Annotated in this window: 17 protein-coding genes and 1 pseudogene; 13 read left to right on the forward strand and 5 right to left on the reverse strand. The window is 67.7% G+C overall.

Features of this window, described 5'->3' with window-relative positions; genetic code table 11:
- Window positions 1-188 precede the first annotated feature (188 nt).
- A complete protein-coding gene (locus ACWFR3_RS40325; RefSeq protein ID WP_453739682.1) occupies window positions 189-917 on the forward strand; it encodes a Clp protease N-terminal domain-containing protein in 729 nt (242 codons plus the stop codon).
- A gap of 162 nt (window positions 918-1,079) precedes the next feature.
- Here the strand turns inward: ACWFR3_RS40325 and ACWFR3_RS40330 are convergent, their stop codons facing one another.
- Both ACWFR3_RS40330 and ACWFR3_RS40335 read right to left on the reverse strand, forming a co-directional pair.
- On the reverse strand, window positions 1,080-1,538 hold the full coding sequence (locus ACWFR3_RS40330) for an SRPBCC family protein (RefSeq protein WP_453739683.1): 459 nt from the start codon (window positions 1,536-1,538) through the stop codon (window positions 1,080-1,082).
- A gap of 61 nt (window positions 1,539-1,599) precedes the next feature.
- A complete protein-coding gene (locus ACWFR3_RS40335) occupies window positions 1,600-1,923 on the reverse strand; it encodes a hypothetical protein (RefSeq protein WP_453739684.1) in 324 nt (107 codons plus the stop codon).
- 1,265 nt (window positions 1,924-3,188) lie between these two features.
- On the opposite strand from ACWFR3_RS40335, the gene ACWFR3_RS40340 reads away from it, so the two are divergent.
- The 4 genes from ACWFR3_RS40340 to ACWFR3_RS40355 all read left to right on the forward strand — a co-directional run bounded on the left by ACWFR3_RS40340 (window position 3,189) and on the right by ACWFR3_RS40355 (window position 7,510).
- Window positions 3,189-4,073, forward strand: a complete 885-nt coding sequence (locus ACWFR3_RS40340; protein ID WP_453739685.1) for a ParA family protein — start codon at window positions 3,189-3,191, stop codon at window positions 4,071-4,073.
- Window positions 4,066-5,046, forward strand: a complete 981-nt coding sequence (locus tag ACWFR3_RS40345) for a hypothetical protein (protein ID WP_453739686.1) — start codon at window positions 4,066-4,068, stop codon at window positions 5,044-5,046. The genes ACWFR3_RS40340 and ACWFR3_RS40345 overlap by 8 nt, the downstream gene beginning before the upstream one ends.
- 418 nt (window positions 5,047-5,464) lie before the next feature.
- Window positions 5,465-5,944, forward strand: coding sequence for a hypothetical protein (locus ACWFR3_RS40350; RefSeq protein WP_453739687.1), 480 nt, complete (start codon window positions 5,465-5,467; stop codon window positions 5,942-5,944).
- A gap of 333 nt (window positions 5,945-6,277) precedes the next feature.
- Entirely contained in the window at window positions 6,278-7,510 is a 1,233-nt protein-coding gene (locus ACWFR3_RS40355) for a cell wall protein (RefSeq protein WP_453739688.1), read from the forward strand.
- A gap of 34 nt (window positions 7,511-7,544) precedes the next feature.
- Here ACWFR3_RS40355 and ACWFR3_RS40360 read toward each other — a convergent pair.
- Window positions 7,545-7,808 (reverse strand): annotated as a pseudogene (locus ACWFR3_RS40360) (FAD-dependent monooxygenase); the annotation flags it as partial.
- 170 nt (window positions 7,809-7,978) lie between these two features.
- Between ACWFR3_RS40360 and ACWFR3_RS40365 the strand changes: the two are divergent.
- From ACWFR3_RS40365 to ACWFR3_RS40385, 5 genes are all read left to right on the forward strand, one after another.
- Window positions 7,979-8,722, forward strand: a complete 744-nt coding sequence (locus tag ACWFR3_RS40365) for a hypothetical protein (protein ID WP_453739689.1) — start codon at window positions 7,979-7,981, stop codon at window positions 8,720-8,722.
- 34 nt (window positions 8,723-8,756) lie between these two features.
- Window positions 8,757-9,461, forward strand: coding sequence for a 2-phosphosulfolactate phosphatase (locus ACWFR3_RS40370; RefSeq protein WP_453739690.1), 705 nt, complete (start codon window positions 8,757-8,759; stop codon window positions 9,459-9,461).
- Window positions 9,458-9,598, forward strand: coding sequence for a hypothetical protein (locus ACWFR3_RS40375; RefSeq protein ID WP_453739691.1), 141 nt, complete (start codon window positions 9,458-9,460; stop codon window positions 9,596-9,598). The genes ACWFR3_RS40370 and ACWFR3_RS40375 overlap by 4 nt, the downstream gene beginning before the upstream one ends.
- Window positions 9,599-9,658: 60 nt before the next feature.
- Window positions 9,659-10,201 (forward strand): GNAT family N-acetyltransferase, encoded by a 543-nt coding sequence (locus tag ACWFR3_RS40380; protein WP_453739715.1) that lies wholly within the window; start codon window positions 9,659-9,661, stop codon window positions 10,199-10,201.
- 117 nt (window positions 10,202-10,318) lie between these two features.
- Window positions 10,319-10,861, forward strand: a complete 543-nt coding sequence (locus ACWFR3_RS40385) for a GNAT family N-acetyltransferase (protein WP_453739692.1) — start codon at window positions 10,319-10,321, stop codon at window positions 10,859-10,861.
- A 215-nt stretch (window positions 10,862-11,076) separates the two neighbouring features.
- On the opposite strand, the gene ACWFR3_RS40390 is transcribed toward ACWFR3_RS40385, so the two are convergent.
- Both ACWFR3_RS40390 and ACWFR3_RS40395 read right to left on the reverse strand, forming a co-directional pair.
- Window positions 11,077-11,346, reverse strand: a complete 270-nt coding sequence (locus ACWFR3_RS40390) for a hypothetical protein (RefSeq protein WP_453739693.1) — start codon at window positions 11,344-11,346, stop codon at window positions 11,077-11,079.
- 10 nt (window positions 11,347-11,356) lie between these two features.
- On the reverse strand, window positions 11,357-11,806 hold the full coding sequence (locus ACWFR3_RS40395; protein ID WP_453739694.1) for a VOC family protein: 450 nt from the start codon (window positions 11,804-11,806) through the stop codon (window positions 11,357-11,359).
- Between the two features lie 190 nt (window positions 11,807-11,996).
- On the opposite strand from ACWFR3_RS40395, the gene ACWFR3_RS40400 reads away from it, so the two are divergent.
- The 3 genes from ACWFR3_RS40400 (at window position 11,997) to ACWFR3_RS40410 (ending at window position 15,111) form a co-directional block, all read left to right on the forward strand.
- Window positions 11,997-13,409, forward strand: a complete 1,413-nt coding sequence (locus ACWFR3_RS40400; protein WP_453739695.1) for a S41 family peptidase — start codon at window positions 11,997-11,999, stop codon at window positions 13,407-13,409.
- Window positions 13,410-13,654: 245 nt separating this feature from the next.
- The gene (locus ACWFR3_RS40405) at window positions 13,655-14,173 is read left to right on the forward strand and encodes a hypothetical protein (RefSeq protein ID WP_453739696.1); all 519 of its coding nucleotides are present in this window, start codon (window positions 13,655-13,657) and stop codon (window positions 14,171-14,173) included.
- A 95-nt stretch (window positions 14,174-14,268) separates the two neighbouring features.
- On the forward strand, window positions 14,269-15,111 hold the full coding sequence (locus tag ACWFR3_RS40410) for a DUF4097 family beta strand repeat-containing protein (RefSeq protein WP_453739697.1): 843 nt from the start codon (window positions 14,269-14,271) through the stop codon (window positions 15,109-15,111).
- Window positions 15,112-15,113 lie beyond the last annotated feature (2 nt).

Below are 15,113 nucleotides of genomic sequence, written 5' to 3' on the forward strand. Positions count from 1 at the left end.
ACGAGACTGCGGCTACGCCCGGTTGGTTTACGGGGTTACACCTGGGGGGCGTCCGAACCGTCACCGTCACGGTCTCCGGTTTACCGCGGTAAACCGGAGGCCACGAACCGTCGGCGCCGTGCGCGGACTCGGCACCAAATAGGCAAGTAGGCGTTGACAATTTGGATTTGTCAACGCCTACTTGCCTCATGACTCTTCCAGATCTGGACGACCTCATCGCGGAAGTCGACAGGCGGTGCGACACCGCGCATCGCCCCGGCGGACAGGAACAGCCCGACTGGCTCGCCCTGCTGACGGTCGCCGCGCAGCTCGCAGGCCAGTTGCAGAACTTGTCGGACGACTTGGTCGAGGACTACGTCGAGCACTGCCGGATGCACGGTTCCTCCTGGACGGAGATCGGCACAGCCCTGGGCGTCACCCGGCAAGCTGTCCAACAACGCTTCCACGCTCCGCACAAGCGCTACAGCCCCGAGGCCATGACCGCCGAACTCCGTGAGGCGATGGTTCAGGTCAAGCGGGCAGCGGTGCAGCACCGCAATAACTACATCGGCACCGAGCACCTGCTCTGGGGACTCACCGCAGAAGACAACAGTGCAACCCGCCTCCTGCAAGCCGCCGGGGTCTCCCCCGAGGCAGTGCATCAATCCGTCGGAACCCGGCTGAGCATGGGCGCCTCCCAGGCCGCCGAGCGGATCGCCTGGACTCCGTACTCTCGCAAGGCAATCTCTGTCGCCGAGGCACGATCCGAGCAGAACGGGTCCGAGTACATCGACTGCGACGACCTTCTCGTCGGCCTCTCCCGGGTCGGCCGCGGAGTCGCCGCCGCGGTCCTGACCGACGCCGGCTTCGACCTGGCGGCCCTCGCGGACCTCGCGGACCTCGCGGATCTCGACGACGTAACCGCGAACGCCCGTTGATCGAGCCGGGCCCAGACTGGCGGTTCGTACCCGCGCTGGTTTACCGCGGTAAACCAGCGCGGGTACGACGCGGGGGAAGGCACCCCGCCAGCGATGGGAGCGACAGCCCGGCGCCAACGCATCGGCGCGACGGCGCGACGGCGACAGAGCGCAGCGCGGTTACTAGGCCGACGCCTCCGCCCACTCCTTCACGTGTACGTTGCGCGTCTCGATGAGCTTGTGCATGTATCGGGCGAGCGCCACCGTCTCCACGCCCGCTCCCAGCGGACCGAACGGCGCCGCGAATTCGATCACGTCACGCATCACCGTTCCGCCGCGCCCGTCCGATGCGAAGTGGTGCGTGTGGTGCCACCGCTTGAACGGCCCGGCCACCTGCTCGTCCACGAACATTTCGGGCCGCTCGTACGCGCTGATGCGTGAGGTCATCTTCCACCGCACACCGAAGTGCCGGGCCTCCCAGGTCACCGTGTCATCCAGCGCCATACGTCCGGCGCGGACGCCGCCGACGATCTGCTCCCCGGAGCCGGCCATCGACGCGGTGTGCAGATCGACGTCCAAGGACAGGTCGAAGACGGTCGCCGGAGACGCGGCGATGTGAGTGGTGGTCTCGAAACGCTTCATGCGGGGATGCTCGCATGCCCAGTCAGCCCGAAGATCACCGGCAGCAGCATCCTGAAGGCCCTTAACCCGTGGACTCGGTCGCGTGCAGTGGACTCAGTCGTGTTGCTTGCTCGATGATCGGCTGGTGGAGAGAAGCATCGACCTTGATGACGCGGCTGCTCAGGTTGTCGCCCGTCGGCAGCGGTGGGCCGCTGACGGTCTTGTGGTTGGTCCGCTCACTTGGCGGGATGAAGCCGCGGCGTGGCCGCAGCAGCTCGAGACGGCCCGTTCGCGGGTGGAAGATCCTGACTCCGTCGGGATCGTCATTACGGGTCCTGCGGATTCCGAGCTCTCCGTGGTGCTGTTCCGAGGCGGATGGTCCGATGTGGACTTCCTTGCGGGGCATGCCGACGCGATCGTATGTGAAGGTCCACCTGTTGGATCGCCTGATGCGTTCGGTGCGCTTCTCGACGACTACGTGTTCAGGACGTTCGGTCAAACGCGCTCGGAGCCTCGCTCGCCGAGGTGAGAGCAGCGGAGAAATGACGCCGAGATGGTCGGCGCTGCTGGGTTCGAGGCTGTAGGCGGCCCTGATCGGGGGAGGCCGGTCGAGCTTAGGATGGCTTACAGCGAAGATTCGAACAGGTCGAACAACTCCCCTTCCGTCACGCCTCGTCGAAGCCAGGCATCCTCACCCGCTCGGCCGCGCCTCATACCCTGCCGGCCTGCCAATACAACGATGGCTGCAACGATAGGCGTTGGCCGGAGTGTCGGAGTGAGGGAGCGCGGGAGCGCGGGCGAGGCCCGCGTGAGTACTGCTACGTAGTCTGCAACGATAACGGCAACTATGAGTGCAGCTTGCGGTACGTCCGTACCTGCTACGTGCCTTGCAACATCACCTAGCGCTACACCTGCAACGATAGCTAGAACGTTAGCTGTGCAGATAGTTGTGCAGATAGTTGTGCAGATATCTGCTACGAGCACTGCAACGCTGCAACTTACGATAGAACGTTCGCTGTGTGCTTGCACAGAACCAACGATGCAACCTTCGCTGGCACAAGCGACGCAACTTACGCTGTTTGCTTCGCCAGAACTAACGCAGTTACTTTCACTAGCACTAACAAACAAACCAACGAACTAACCAACGATGTTTCTAACTTGCAGACGATGTATGTAACTTGCTTACGAACCACGTAGCGAACGAACCACGTAGCGAACGAACCAACGAACCAACAAACGCACGCACAAACGATGTGGCGATCAAACGCACGATGAAGCCAGCGACAGAACTTTCCATCGAGCGATGGAACATACGAACAGTCCTACTAACGATCGTGCGACCCAGTAGGCACGCCGCTGTCAGACATCGATCCGTCCCGCGTCATGCTCAACTCCGCGGGTCCCGACGTCCGCGCGCAGTAGCACCCGCGCGGACCGTTTCTCAACCGGCGCGCGCGTCACACACACCTCGGAGATCCGGTCCTGTTATCGTCATGCCTGATATCCCGTGTCACTAGAGGAACAGAGCGAGCAGACAAGTCTTAATCTCGGGCGAAACAGTCAAACCGGCTGCTCACCCTCCCGAGACAGACGAGTAGCGGAATTCTAACTTCCGTGTGACACATGTGGGCTGACGAGACAACGGACGCACCAGAGAGAGGCGGGCACGCGATGAAGGTCATCGCCGTGGCGACACAGAAGGGAGGGGTGGGCAAGACCAGCACCACGGTCAACCTTGCTGCAGGCTTGGCCTTGGCGGGTGCGCGGGTGCTGACGGTCGACCTTGACCCTCAGGCCCAGGCCGGAACGGCTGTGGGCGTCAACCTGGCGGGGGAGGAGCAACTGGCCCGTTCGCTGGGCTGGGTACTGCAGGCCCGTATGCAGGGCATGCGCATGGATCTGTCCAGCCTGTGGTTCGACCGGAGCGAGCTGCTCGAGGAGTGGGAAGACGCGGGCACCCTGCACCTGCTGGCGTGCGAGGAGTCAACCATGACTGCCGCTCAGGACCTCATCCATAAGAAGGGGTTCCAGTCGACCCCCATCCTGCGCAGGATGCTGATGGAGGTCTCCGACTCCTTCGACTTCGTCGTCGTGGACACCCCTCCTGCCGTTTCATCCCTGTCCGCCACGGCCCTGGCCGCCGCGGACTACGTCATCACCGTGTGCGTCCCGGAGTACCCGGCCCTCAAGGGCGCCGCGGCCACCCGGGGCACCGTGCGGTACGTCAAGGACCGTACGGGCGGCGAGTGCGAACCCCAGTACCTGGGAGCGGTCCTGAACCGCTCGAACCCTCCCTCTCGGTGGAAGGCCCAGGAAGTCAACATCCGCAACGGAATGCTGGACGCGGATCTGGCGCCGTTCTGCACGGACATCCGTACGGACAACCGGATCAGTGACTCCTTCGCCTACGGGGTGCCTTCGGTGATCCGCTTTGCGAGTCACACCCCCGGCAAGATGTACAGCGAGCTCATGGGCCAGCTCGTCGAGCGCATGGGCCAGCCCGCGGAGAAGTGGGACATGCCGCAGCGCATCGAGTTGGAGGCCTCCGGTGGCTGAGTCCAAGGGGCGCCCGAAGAAGAAGTTCAAGCCAGCCGGTGCCCAGCTGGTCCAGGGGCTGCTTGCCGGGGCCGACGACGTCGCCAACCGTTCGTGGATCGGTGGGGGACAGGGCACGCCCGACCCCGGCCCGAATTCCGCTCCCGCCGCGCCGGCCGCTGACGAGGCGCGGCCCTCTTCGCCGCCGCGTGCTCCGCAACCACGCGGCGGCGAAGACGTAACACCGCAGGCTGCGGTCACTGTTGCGGATCCGGCTCCCGCCCTCGACGAGGAGCGCGAGAGCACGCCCACCGACACCACCGACACCGCCGCCCCCGGTGGCGCAGCGGGTGCCCGGGCCAGGAAGGCATCCCCGGCGAAGAAGTCGACGCCCTCAGCGGCGCCTCGGGGCAACGCACCCTCCGCCAAGGGGCCGGGGGAGCGGGTACCCGCGGCGGCAGCCCCCGGCGACGAGCGCGCTTCCCGTGACCGGCCTGCCGCGGCCGCAAGTCCCCGCAGGCAGCGGGCACCGCAGGGCGGGGCCCTTGCGGCGGTCCAGAACAGCTTCACCGATGCCAAGGTGCACGCAAGCACATGGAAGGGCTTCGGGTTTCGTATCGCGCCCGATGTCCTTGTCCTGCTCAAGGAGCGCGTGAACGCGGACCGCCGGACGAGCGGCAACCCCCAGTTGGCGATCGGGCATTACCTGAACGCGGCTCTGCGGGACGTGCCGTGGGAGATCACCGAGCTCGTCGACATGGCGACCGAGTTCGCGATGGAGCGAATCTGGGAGACCGAGAAGGCGCAGCCGTCAACCTACCGTGTCGGCCCTGATGCCTACGAGTGGGTCGCGACCCTCAACCTCGCGCTGCAGGAGGTGGATTTCGGCCGCAAGGGCACCCAGGTGATCTCCGCCGTGGTGCAGCGTTACGTCGAAATGCTCGAGTCCGAGGGGCCGTTGCAGCGGCCCGGCAAGCAGCGTAGCTCCCCCTAGGGGAGCGGTGATTGCTCCTTGACAACGATGGCGGTGGGGCCTGCACGCACGACGCGTGCAGGCCCCACCGCCTTTCTGCGTGCCATCGCTGCACTTCAGAGACGTGCAACGTCTGCTGCAACAACCTGCGCAACGACTGCTCCTACATGCGCTGCAACGCTATAACCAACGCTAGAACCAACGCTAGAACGATCGCGCTAACCAACGGCAGAACTTACGCTAGAACCAACCCTGCGACACTAGAGCGCTAGCCATGGCCAGAGGTCAGCCGAATGGGTGACGCCCCTTCAAATGCGGTCCCTCGTAAGGAAATGTCCGAACTGAAGACACGCCGCTTCTCTAGTGACGAGAGAAATCCTGGGGTTTCCTGCGCTAGGGTGTGAGAACGATCAGCACACTTAGCGGAAGAGTCAGAGCAATGTCGCTGACCAGCGAACAACTCAGCACCAGCGCGGTCGCCACGGCTGCCGGCCTGAGCGAATCCTGGGCCTGGAGGGCCCGCGACCAAGGCGTCCTCACGGAGCCGCATTTCGAGGACTCGGTCGTGGCCCTGCGCGTTTACGCGTTCGTGTCCCAGATCGTCTGGCCCGGCACGCGCCGCCCCCGCAGCGCCCGTCAGGACCTCGAGCTCTGGCAGTCCATGGCCGTCGAAGCGGCACGTCAGGCCGTGTCCGAAGCCGACACCACCCCCGAGACGTCGCTATGGGTCCTCGAAGACTCCGTGTACCTCATCACCACCCCCGCGGAGCGCGCGGCCTTCGACCTCAAGCATCTCGGCGGGCGTGTGGCGATCCGCATTCCGGTCGGGCAGTGGGTGACCGAGCTTCCCGATGCCATAGCTCAACTCAAGGCGCGGCGGCGTCGCCAGCCCTCTCAGTCCTCCCAGTCCTCCGCATAGGCGGCGTTGCTGGATACCCGCGCAGAGATGACAGGTATCCAGCAGCGCCGCCTGCCGGGCCGGTGGGCGCTTCGCCTCAGCACCACCCGAAGACCTCGACGCTACGGCCCGGAACCAGCGCGAGAACGGCCCTGACGGGCCCCTCGTACCTCACGACTCGCACATCCACATCCACCTGAACGAGAGGACCTCCACCCCCCACACCTCTCCAACTGAACATCCGCACCCGGCTCGGCAAGTCCGCCTCAGCGGCGCCGAGTTGCGGTTCCGTTTTGCCTCATACCTCTCCTCGTCCAGGAGCCGGCCATCGCCAGTGCCACGAGGGCTGGTTTGGTGTTGCCCAAAACAGCCCCGCAAAATCCCCCCCAACAGTCACAAACTCAGCCACAACGCATCGGTGGCGACGCCCCGCTGGCACACGGAGCCGCCCAGGAGCTCGCGCACACCGGCTCCCGGCACAGCGGCCCCCGCCGCTGGCTCCGGGCCACCCGGTGGCTCGTCTCGGCAGGCATCCACCCCCGGGCCAACGCCACGACACTGCGCATCGCCGAAGACCTCGCCAAGCGCATGGACTACAGCACCGGCCACGTCAGGTACGGCCTGGACGGCACCTCGGCCCGCCTCGAACTCTCCCGGGCCACGGTCAAGCGCCACATCGCCGTCCTGCGTGAACTCGGCGCCCTGGTCTGGGTCGTACACGGAACCAAGACGAACATCCGCCGCATCCGGGGCCTTGGCGGATACGCCGGTACCGCGACCGTGTACGCCGCCGCGATTCCCCCCGCGTACGACCACGCGATGGGGCACCAGATCGTCGGCTCCGGGTATGACGCGCGGATCGTGGTGCACCAGACGTCACCCTCCGGGCAGATGTCCGAGGAGGTCGGTGCGCCCCCTTCCCTGACTCTGGTTGAGAAAGAGGGAAAGGTGGAGATGGGGGGTGGTTTTAACTACACCTCGCGCAGGCGCGCGAGCCGTGGCAAACCCCGCAAGTCTCAGTCCCAATCGCAGTCCGAATCCCAGTTCCGATCCAAGTCCCGCGCATCGGTCCGCGACGACGCTACGACCACTCGCCGCTCCCCGGCCCAGGTCGCTCGCGAGATCCTCCAGACCCGCACGGTCCGCGCCCTCGTCAACTGGACGCAGCGCGAGCCACTCCGAAAGCTAGCGTTCTCCCTGCGGGCCTACTTCGACCGTGGCCTGAGCGCTCACGAGATCGCCGCCGAACTCATCGGCATGTGCCTCACCTGGCGCCCCTCGCGGCCCGCCGCCTTCATCCAGGCGCACGTCCGGCGCGAGGCCCGCGAGACAACCGCCCGCGACAGCGCGCAGGCCGCAGCCGGGGACCCCCGGTCGAACGCCGCCTGGCAGGAGTGGCTCGCCCGGTCCGCCCCGGAGGCCCCTGCCCGTACGGACACGGACCGCCGCCTGGCCCGCCTGTACAGCTGGGACCAGTGGGCCGAGGTCGCCGACCACTACGCCGAAGACCCCGACGACGCCCTCGACCTCTACGGCACGCGCCTGTGCGTGCACGCCATCCGTCGGGCTTCCCTTGCGGAGCGTTGAGTCGCTGTCAGAAAGTCGCAGCTCAGAAGCTATTACCGGCCCGCAGCAGCGACCGAAGCGACCGACGTTCAAGCATCCATGGTCGGGAGGATGAGGCCGAGAACTCCTTCATCAAGTCCGCTGCCTCGAAAGCGAGTTGGCCGTTGTAGTCGTGGATGTCTAGCATTCCGCCCTGTGTACGGGCCGCCGGAGAGGGTTCCGCCTCGTAGATCGTGCCCGGTATTCCGTAGACGTGCAGGACTCGGGCGAGGGTGAGGCCGCCCAGTCCGGCGCCGGTGATCGTTACGGGGGTGTGCAGGGGTGCGGTGCGTCCGGGTGAGTGGGGTGGGGGGGTGCATGTCGGCTCCTCAGGGGCTGGGCAGCCCCGGGATCTGCGGCGGCCGTTCCTGAAAGGTGCCGGACCACACCGACACTGCACCCACAACCGATCTACAGCCGCCGACAGACCGGCTGCGGAAGAATCGGGGCATGTCTCAGTCCCGTTCGCTCGCTGCTGCCGAAGAGATACGCGCCTACCTCATCGAGCAGGTGAACCGCGCCCTCCGTTACCCCGGGATGTACGGGAACGAGGGAGCCCTGCGCATGCTGATCGACCACCTGCTGTTCGTCGAGGCGCAGCCCGAGGCGTGGGCCGAGCAGCAGGAGGCGTGGGAGGCGAGCGGGGCCTGGACCAGCATGGGCGTGACGGGTGCTTTCCAGGGCTTTGTCCCCGGCCGCTACGACGACGGCATGGCGTCGGTCTACGCGGAGTTCGCACAGCGCCGGGGGTGGTTGCGGCCCGACCGGGTTCTGACGGCCGACGAGTATCGCGCACTGCGGAGCCGGGCGCGCTCCTGGGCGAGGGAGGACCGCGTCTGGTCGGACGTCACCGAGGAGTTCGGGGCGCCGTCCGTGCTGTTCGGCGGGACGAATCCGCTGTACGGGAAGACACTCGGGTATCTCGGTGAAGGCGGCCAGGGCGGCCAGGGCGGGCTGGTGTCCTTCCACCTCTGGAACGGCAGCGCCGCTGATGCGGAGTCATCGTGGCCTCCGGAGCATGCGGAGGCCATCCTTCTCGCGGTCCGATTCGGGGGCGGGGGCGGGGGAGAGAGGGAGGGCGAGGGCGGGGGGTTCGGCGACTTCGGTCAGTCCCTCACTCTGACTCCTGCGGGGGAGCGGCAGCGCCGGGAGCTCGCCGGAGCGGACTGCGGTGCCTGGTCGGCCGGTCTCTGACCGCGCGCGGCAGAATGGGCGGCAGAATGGCGCGATGGATCATCACTTTGTCGGCATACCCGAGTTGACCGGCGTTCCCCGCGTCGCCGTCGTCATCGATGTCATGCGCGCCTTCACCGTGGCCGCCTGGGCCTTCTCGTGCGGCGTCGAGAGGATCGTCCTGGCCTCTACGGAGAGCGAGGCGCTTGCCCTGAAGGAGAGCCGGCCGGGTTGGCTCGCCTTGAAGGACGGGGCACCCGCAGCGGGCTTCGACGCGGTGAACTCACCCGGCTTGCTCCGGGGGCGGGACTTCGCCGGACGCACGCTGGTGCAGAAGACGACGGCAGGGACCGTAGGCGCGCTGGCCGTCGCGGACTCGCCGCTGGTCCTGTGCGCGAGCTTCGTGGTGGCCGGTCCGACCGCGAGGTTTCTGCGCAACGAGGCGGCAGAGGCTTCGGGTCCGGTGACCTTCGTCGTCACCGGGGAGGACGGCCGGGCCGATGAGGACCTGGCCTGTGCTGAATACATCGGGCGGTGTCTGGACGGGGGCGAGGACGGGGATGAGGACGAGGATGAGGTCGATGCGGCCCCCTACCTCGACCGCGCGAGGACTTCTCGCGCCGCGGCCGACCTCGCCGCCGGGCTGCGCAGCGGATACCACCCGGACGACGTCGATCTCTGCCTGGAGATCGACAGGTTCCCCTTCGCGATGGTGGCCCGCCGGGAAGAGTCCCTGACGGTCCTCCGGCCTTTCAGGTGACCGCTCCTGGCTGCTGGGAGGCGATGGGGTGGCTCACGCCGCAGGACATCGCCCGGACCGTCGGCTTCCTGGCGAGCCTCCCGCCGCGGGCCAATCTGCAGCAGGTCACCATCATGCCCACCGCTCAGGCCGGCTGAGGTTGGCGCGATGCCGCGCCGCCCGCCTCATGCTCATGCTCATGCGAGGATCCCCGGATGATGACCGGCAGCGACCTCAGCCTTCTCCAGTTCACGGCACCTGACCAGGTCACTGAGCAACTGCGGCAGGAACTTGTCGCATGCTGGGTCGAGGTCACCAACGCCGGAGGCGCGGCGGGTTTTCCCTTTCCGCCCGTCGATGAGGGGCAGGTGGGTCCGGCGGTCGACCGGATCGTCGGGACGCTGGCACCGGAGACCGGCCGCCTGCTCGTCGCGAGGGCGCGCGGAGAGCTGGTCGGCTGGCTGAACGTACGACGTGATCCGTTCGAGCTCATAGCGCACTGGGGCACCCTCCACCACGTGCAGACCCGGCCCACGCTGCGGGGGAGGGGCTTCGGAGCAGCCCTGATGAATGAGGTCCGTTCGGTCGCCCGCGATGAGATGGGACTGGAACAGCTTCATCTCGCCGCCCGCGGCGGCGTGGGCCTCGAGGAGTTCTACGGACGACTCGGCTGGAAGGAGATCGGCCGCTGGCCCGGTGCACTGCGCCTCGCCCCGGGGGACGATCGCGACGAGGTCCTCATGCTCCTTGCGCCGCTCTAGCCGCCCTAGCCGCTCTAGTCACTCCAGCCCCGGTCCTCTCAGCTTCAGCTTCAGCTCCGGTCTCGTCCCCTTCGGAATTGGATTGCCGTCGGTCGATACGTCGGATAGGAAGCTCGCATGCTGAAGGGCGACAAGGTTGGGCTCAGGGCCCGGCACGAGGAAGACATCCCGATCCTGCGGGCCGAGCTCTACGACGACGTGGCCAACGCCTCGCGGGCCGACGCCCGGCCGTGGCGGCCGATCACGCCCGGTTCGAAGGACTCACGGCTCGTGGTGGACGACACGGAGGAGGGGCGTGTCCCGTTCTCCGTAGTGGAGTTGGACGGCGGCACGCTGGTCGGGATCGCGAATCTGTGGGGCATCGACAACCACAGCCGCTCCGCGCACATCGGCCTCGGGCTGCTGCCGTCCTCCCGCGGCAAGGGCTACGGCACCGATGTCGTCGGGGTGCTTTGCCACTACGGGTTCATCGTGCGCGGCCTGCACCGGCTGCAGATCGAGACGCTGTCGGACAACGCCGCGATGCTGCGTTCCGCCGAGCGCAACGGCTTCGTCCGCGAGGGCCTGCTGCGTTCCTCGGCCTGGGTGATGGGCGAGTTCCTGGACGAGGTGCTGCTCGGGCTTCTCGTCCAGGACTGGAAGCCTGACTCGAAGAGTTAGACCGTCGCCCGCTGTTCAGGCCAGGAGGAGCGGGAACCCGCCGGGCCGGAACCCGGAACCCGGAACACTGAGGGACGTTCCCCTCCCGGCGCCGCTCGGCTCATATGCGTGGCTGCGCCGTCAGGGTGGCGTGTTGCATCCTGACGGCGATCACGGGCAGGTGCGGATCGAGTCCTTGCCCTGTCCCCGAGCGGGGCAGGGGCTCATCAAGCCGCTTACGCGCCGGCGAACGGGTCCCCGAGGACGCCCGCGAGGCGGATGAGGCCCGGTTTGCCGCCTTCGCTGACCGCCGCGTAGACGGTGTACGACCATCCGCGGTCGGCTGCGTACTGCGAGGCCCACGCCAGGAGTTCGCCGATGTCGACCGTCTCCAGGACCTCGTACTCGTGCGCCGTCGATGCGGGCACGTCCCAGAAGTGGACCCGGTAGCGGGCGTGGTCCAGGTCCCACGTGGTGTCACGGGGGTCGATGGCGCGGATTTCCATGCGGGGGAGCCTAGGGCGTCTCGTCGATCGCGGGCATCGGGCCACCGCCGGGGTGCCACCTGTCGAGGAAGGCCGCCTGCCTGCCGATGTCGACGAGTTCGATCCGTGCGCCGATGCTGTCCATCTGGTGGTAGGCGAAGGGCCGGCCGTAGGGGCAGCCGGAGAAGTCCACGGGCATGCCCTCCTCTTCCAGGCGCCGGGAGCCTTCCCGTACGTCGCTGGTCCAGAAGCCGATGTGGTCGAACCTGGCTCCCTGCGACGCGTCCCAGGGACTGCCCGGCGGTCCTTCGATGAGCTCGATGAAGGGCGGACCGCCTGCGGTGAAGGCGATGCGGTAGTCCCATTCACCGAGCCGGTCGGACACGGGATCGCTCCACTCGACTCCGGCCGAACGCCGCAGATCCCGCATCGCCTGTTCGATGTCCGGGACCACGAAACACACATGGTAGAAGGCAGTCATCCGTCCATGATCGAGCATGTCGTCCGGCGGGCCCCGGCGGACCGCCGCCGCGCGGACGGTAGTTGGGGTGTTAGCCCCACCCCGATCGACCGGACAGCCGGATGGTGGGGAGGGCGGTGTGTCGGCGACCGTGGGGCTGACCTCAGCAAGTCGCCTGCTTCGCCCGCGTCGCCTACAGAGAAGGCAAATCGTGCGCACCCTCACCGCCACCGTCACTCCCGCCACCGCCGCCGTCGTCGCGCTGGCCCTCGTCGGCGCAGTCGCGCCGACCGCAACCGCCCATCAGCCGACCGGCACCGCCCCCGGGGCGACCACCGACGGAATCTGGCGCATGGACGGCTACGGAACAGTGCTGTTCATCCGGAACGGGACCCTCCAGGAGTACCAGACCACGTCCGTCAGCTGCCTCAAGGGCGACTCCGCGCAGCGGACCGGACCCGGCACCTACACCACGCCCGACGGCACCGTCCTCACCGTGCGCACCCGGGCCGGTGGCGAACGCGGATCCATGCGGGCGGCCGGCTCCGTCGGCTCCCGGAACCTGCGGCGGATCGCGGAGTTGCCCGGTGCGTGTACGCGTCCGGCGCTCGAAGGGGCGCGCGCTTCCTTCGATGTCTTCTGGCAGTCCTTCGAGGAGAACTACCCCTTCTTCGCCGCCAAGGGCATCGACTGGCACGCCGTACGCGACCGGTACCGGCCCAAGGTGCACGCGAAGACGACCAAGGACGAGCTGTTCGCCATCTTCAGGGAGATGGTCAGGCCGCTCTACGACGCCCATGTCGTCGTTCAGGACGGCGACCGCCGCTTCGGGCAGGTCCGGCCCGGTACCGACATGCCCACCGAGGAGTTGGACACCAAGGTCAAGAAGTTCATCGTGGAGCGCGATCTCAAGGACGCGCGGAACCTCCGGGACTTCGCCGACGGGCGGATCACCTACGCCGACCTCCCCGGCGGGCAGGGCTATCTGCGGATCACCGGCTTCGGCGGATACGCGGGCGACGACACCTCGTACGCCGCCCAGTTGGCCGAGCTCGACAAGGCGCTGGACACGGTCCTCGACCGGGAGCGCACCCGGCGCCTGAAGGGCCTGGTCATCGACCTGCGGATCAATGGCGGCGGCTCCGACGCCCTCGGTATCCACATCGCCGAGCGCCTCACCGACATCCCCTACCTCGCCTACTCCAAGCGGGCCCGCAACGACCCGGCCGACCCCAGCCGGCACACCCGCCCCGAGCCCGTGTACGTCACACCCGCCGAGGACCCCCGCTACACCGGGCCGGTCGCGGTGCTGACCGGCGGGTCGACCGTCAGCGCGGGGGAGACCTTCACCCAGGCCCTCATGGACCGGCCCGGCAGGACGGTCCGGATCGGGCAGCCCACGCAGGGCGTCTTCTCGGACGTCATGCGGCGCAGGCTCCCCAACGGCATGGCGGTCGGGCTGCCGAACGAGGAGTTCCTGACCCGGTCGGGCAGGACCTTCGACGGCCCCGGCATTCCGCCGCACCTCACCGAGCCGGTCTTCACCAAGGAGGAGTTCGACAAGAAGAGGGACTCGGCCTTCGACAGGGCTCTCAAGGCGCTCAGGGGTCTCAAGGGTTTCTAGGGTCTGAAGGGTTTCTAGGCTCTCAAGGGGTGAAAGCCCGCGGTGCCACATGGCGCCAAGTGATGCCACCTGGCGCCACTTGGTGCCATTCTGCTTCTCCAGAACCTTGTGAACCCGCGTGGCGCCACCGAATGGCAGCCAGTTGCGGCACGTTTTCGCAGGTCAAGCGGGTGTCACTACGATCGCCCCCCGCGCGGCACCATTCAGGCTTGCGTATGGCGCCATAGTGGTGCCATGATGACGTCATGGACCTCACCCCGTATGTCGACACCCTCCGCCGCGAACTCGCGGTAGCCGCCGAAGCCGGCGGGGAAGACGCCCGCGAGCTGGCCGAGCGGCTCACCGCTCCCCTGGAGTCGGCGACCCGCCTCACGCTGCTCAGCGTGCTCTCCGCGGCGATGGGCGAGATCACCAGCGAACTCGCACCGGGCTCGGTCGACGTACGGCTGCGCGGCCTCGACCCCGACTTCGTGGTGACGCTGCCGCCCACCGACGGCGGGGACGTCGCGGAGCCGGCCATGCCCGTCGACACCTTCAAGACCCCGGCCCCCGCCGACGGCGACGAGGGCGGCACCGCCCGCGTCAATCTGCGCCTGCCCGCCCACCTCAAGGCCCGCGCCGAGGAGGCCGCGAGCCGCGAGGGTCTTTCGGTCAACGCATGGCTGGTCAGGGCCGTATCGGCGGCGGTCGACGGCGGCACCCGGCCGCGTACGGGAGAGAAGACCCAGACCCTCGGCCAGAGCTTCACGGGCTGGGTGCGCTAGCCGCGCCCCGCCTCCGGTTTACCGCGGTAAACCACTCCACCCCATTCACGTCCCTCCAACGGGGACGCCCCGAAGAGCCAGAGGACGGAACAGCCATGCCTACTTTCGACACTCCTGAAGCGATCTCGGTCACGGCGCGTGTGGACGCCGGTTCCATCCAGTTCACCGCGGGCGACCGCTCCGAAACCGTCGTCGAGGTGCGGCCCCGCGAGCCGAAGAAGGACCAGGACGTGCGGACCGCGGAGCAGACCGAGGTCACGTACGGGAACGGCGTCCTGAACATCAAGACGCCCAAGCCCGGCCTGTTCGGCCGGACCGGCACCGTCGACGTGACGGTCGAGCTGCCCACGGGCTCGCAGGTCGACACGACCGGTTCCTGGACCCAGGTGATCGGCGAGGGCCGGCTCGGCGAGACCCGCGTCAAGACCTCGTCCGGTGACGTCCGCCTCGACACGACCGGGCCGCTGCATCTGACCGCGTCGCACGGCTCGATCACCGTGGACCGGGTCGAGGGCTCCGCCGAGGTCTCCACCAGCTCCGGCAGCATGCGCGTCGGCTTCGTCGACGGCTCCGCCGTCATGAAGAACTCGCACGGCACCACGACCATCGGCGCCGTGATCGGCGAACTGCGGGTGCGGGGCGCCAACGGCGACATCGACATCGCCCGCGCCGAGGACTCGGTCACCGCCGTCACCGCCCACGGCACCCTGCGCGTCGGCGAAGTGACGCGCGGCACCGTCCAGTTGGAGACCTCCTTCGGCGCCATCGATGTCGGCGTCAGCGAGGGTACGGCCGCCTGGCTCGACGTCAGCTCCAGCTCGGGCCAGGTGCGCAACTCGCTCACCGCGTCCGAAAGCCCGGAGAAGTCCGAGGAGTCCGTCAAGATCCGCGCCCGTACCAAGCACGGCAACATCGACGTCCGCCGGGCCAAGGTCTGAGC

This window comes from Streptomyces sp. NPDC055189 (genome assembly GCF_053606765.1).

Coding starts and splice junctions, on each gene's coding strand:
- ACWFR3_RS40325 (WP_453739682.1), top strand. CDS start 189: ATGACTCTTCCAGATCTGGACGACCTCATCGCGGAAGTCGACAGGCGG.
- ACWFR3_RS40330 (WP_453739683.1), bottom strand. CDS start 1,538: ATGAAGCGTTTCGAGACCACCACTCACATCGCCGCGTCTCCGGCGACC.
- ACWFR3_RS40335 (WP_453739684.1), bottom strand. CDS start 1,923: ATGCCCCGCAAGGAAGTCCACATCGGACCATCCGCCTCGGAACAGCAC.
- ACWFR3_RS40340 (WP_453739685.1), top strand. CDS start 3,189: ATGAAGGTCATCGCCGTGGCGACACAGAAGGGAGGGGTGGGCAAGACC.
- ACWFR3_RS40350 (WP_453739687.1), top strand. CDS start 5,465: ATGTCGCTGACCAGCGAACAACTCAGCACCAGCGCGGTCGCCACGGCT.
- ACWFR3_RS40365 (WP_453739689.1), top strand. CDS start 7,979: ATGTCTCAGTCCCGTTCGCTCGCTGCTGCCGAAGAGATACGCGCCTAC.
- ACWFR3_RS40370 (WP_453739690.1), top strand. CDS start 8,757: ATGGATCATCACTTTGTCGGCATACCCGAGTTGACCGGCGTTCCCCGC.
- ACWFR3_RS40380 (WP_453739715.1), top strand. CDS start 9,659: ATGACCGGCAGCGACCTCAGCCTTCTCCAGTTCACGGCACCTGACCAG.
- ACWFR3_RS40385 (WP_453739692.1), top strand. CDS start 10,319: ATGCTGAAGGGCGACAAGGTTGGGCTCAGGGCCCGGCACGAGGAAGAC.
- ACWFR3_RS40390 (WP_453739693.1), bottom strand. CDS start 11,346: ATGGAAATCCGCGCCATCGACCCCCGTGACACCACGTGGGACCTGGAC.
- ACWFR3_RS40395 (WP_453739694.1), bottom strand. CDS start 11,806: ATGACTGCCTTCTACCATGTGTGTTTCGTGGTCCCGGACATCGAACAG.
- ACWFR3_RS40405 (WP_453739696.1), top strand. CDS start 13,655: ATGGACCTCACCCCGTATGTCGACACCCTCCGCCGCGAACTCGCGGTA.
- ACWFR3_RS40410 (WP_453739697.1), top strand. CDS start 14,269: ATGCCTACTTTCGACACTCCTGAAGCGATCTCGGTCACGGCGCGTGTG.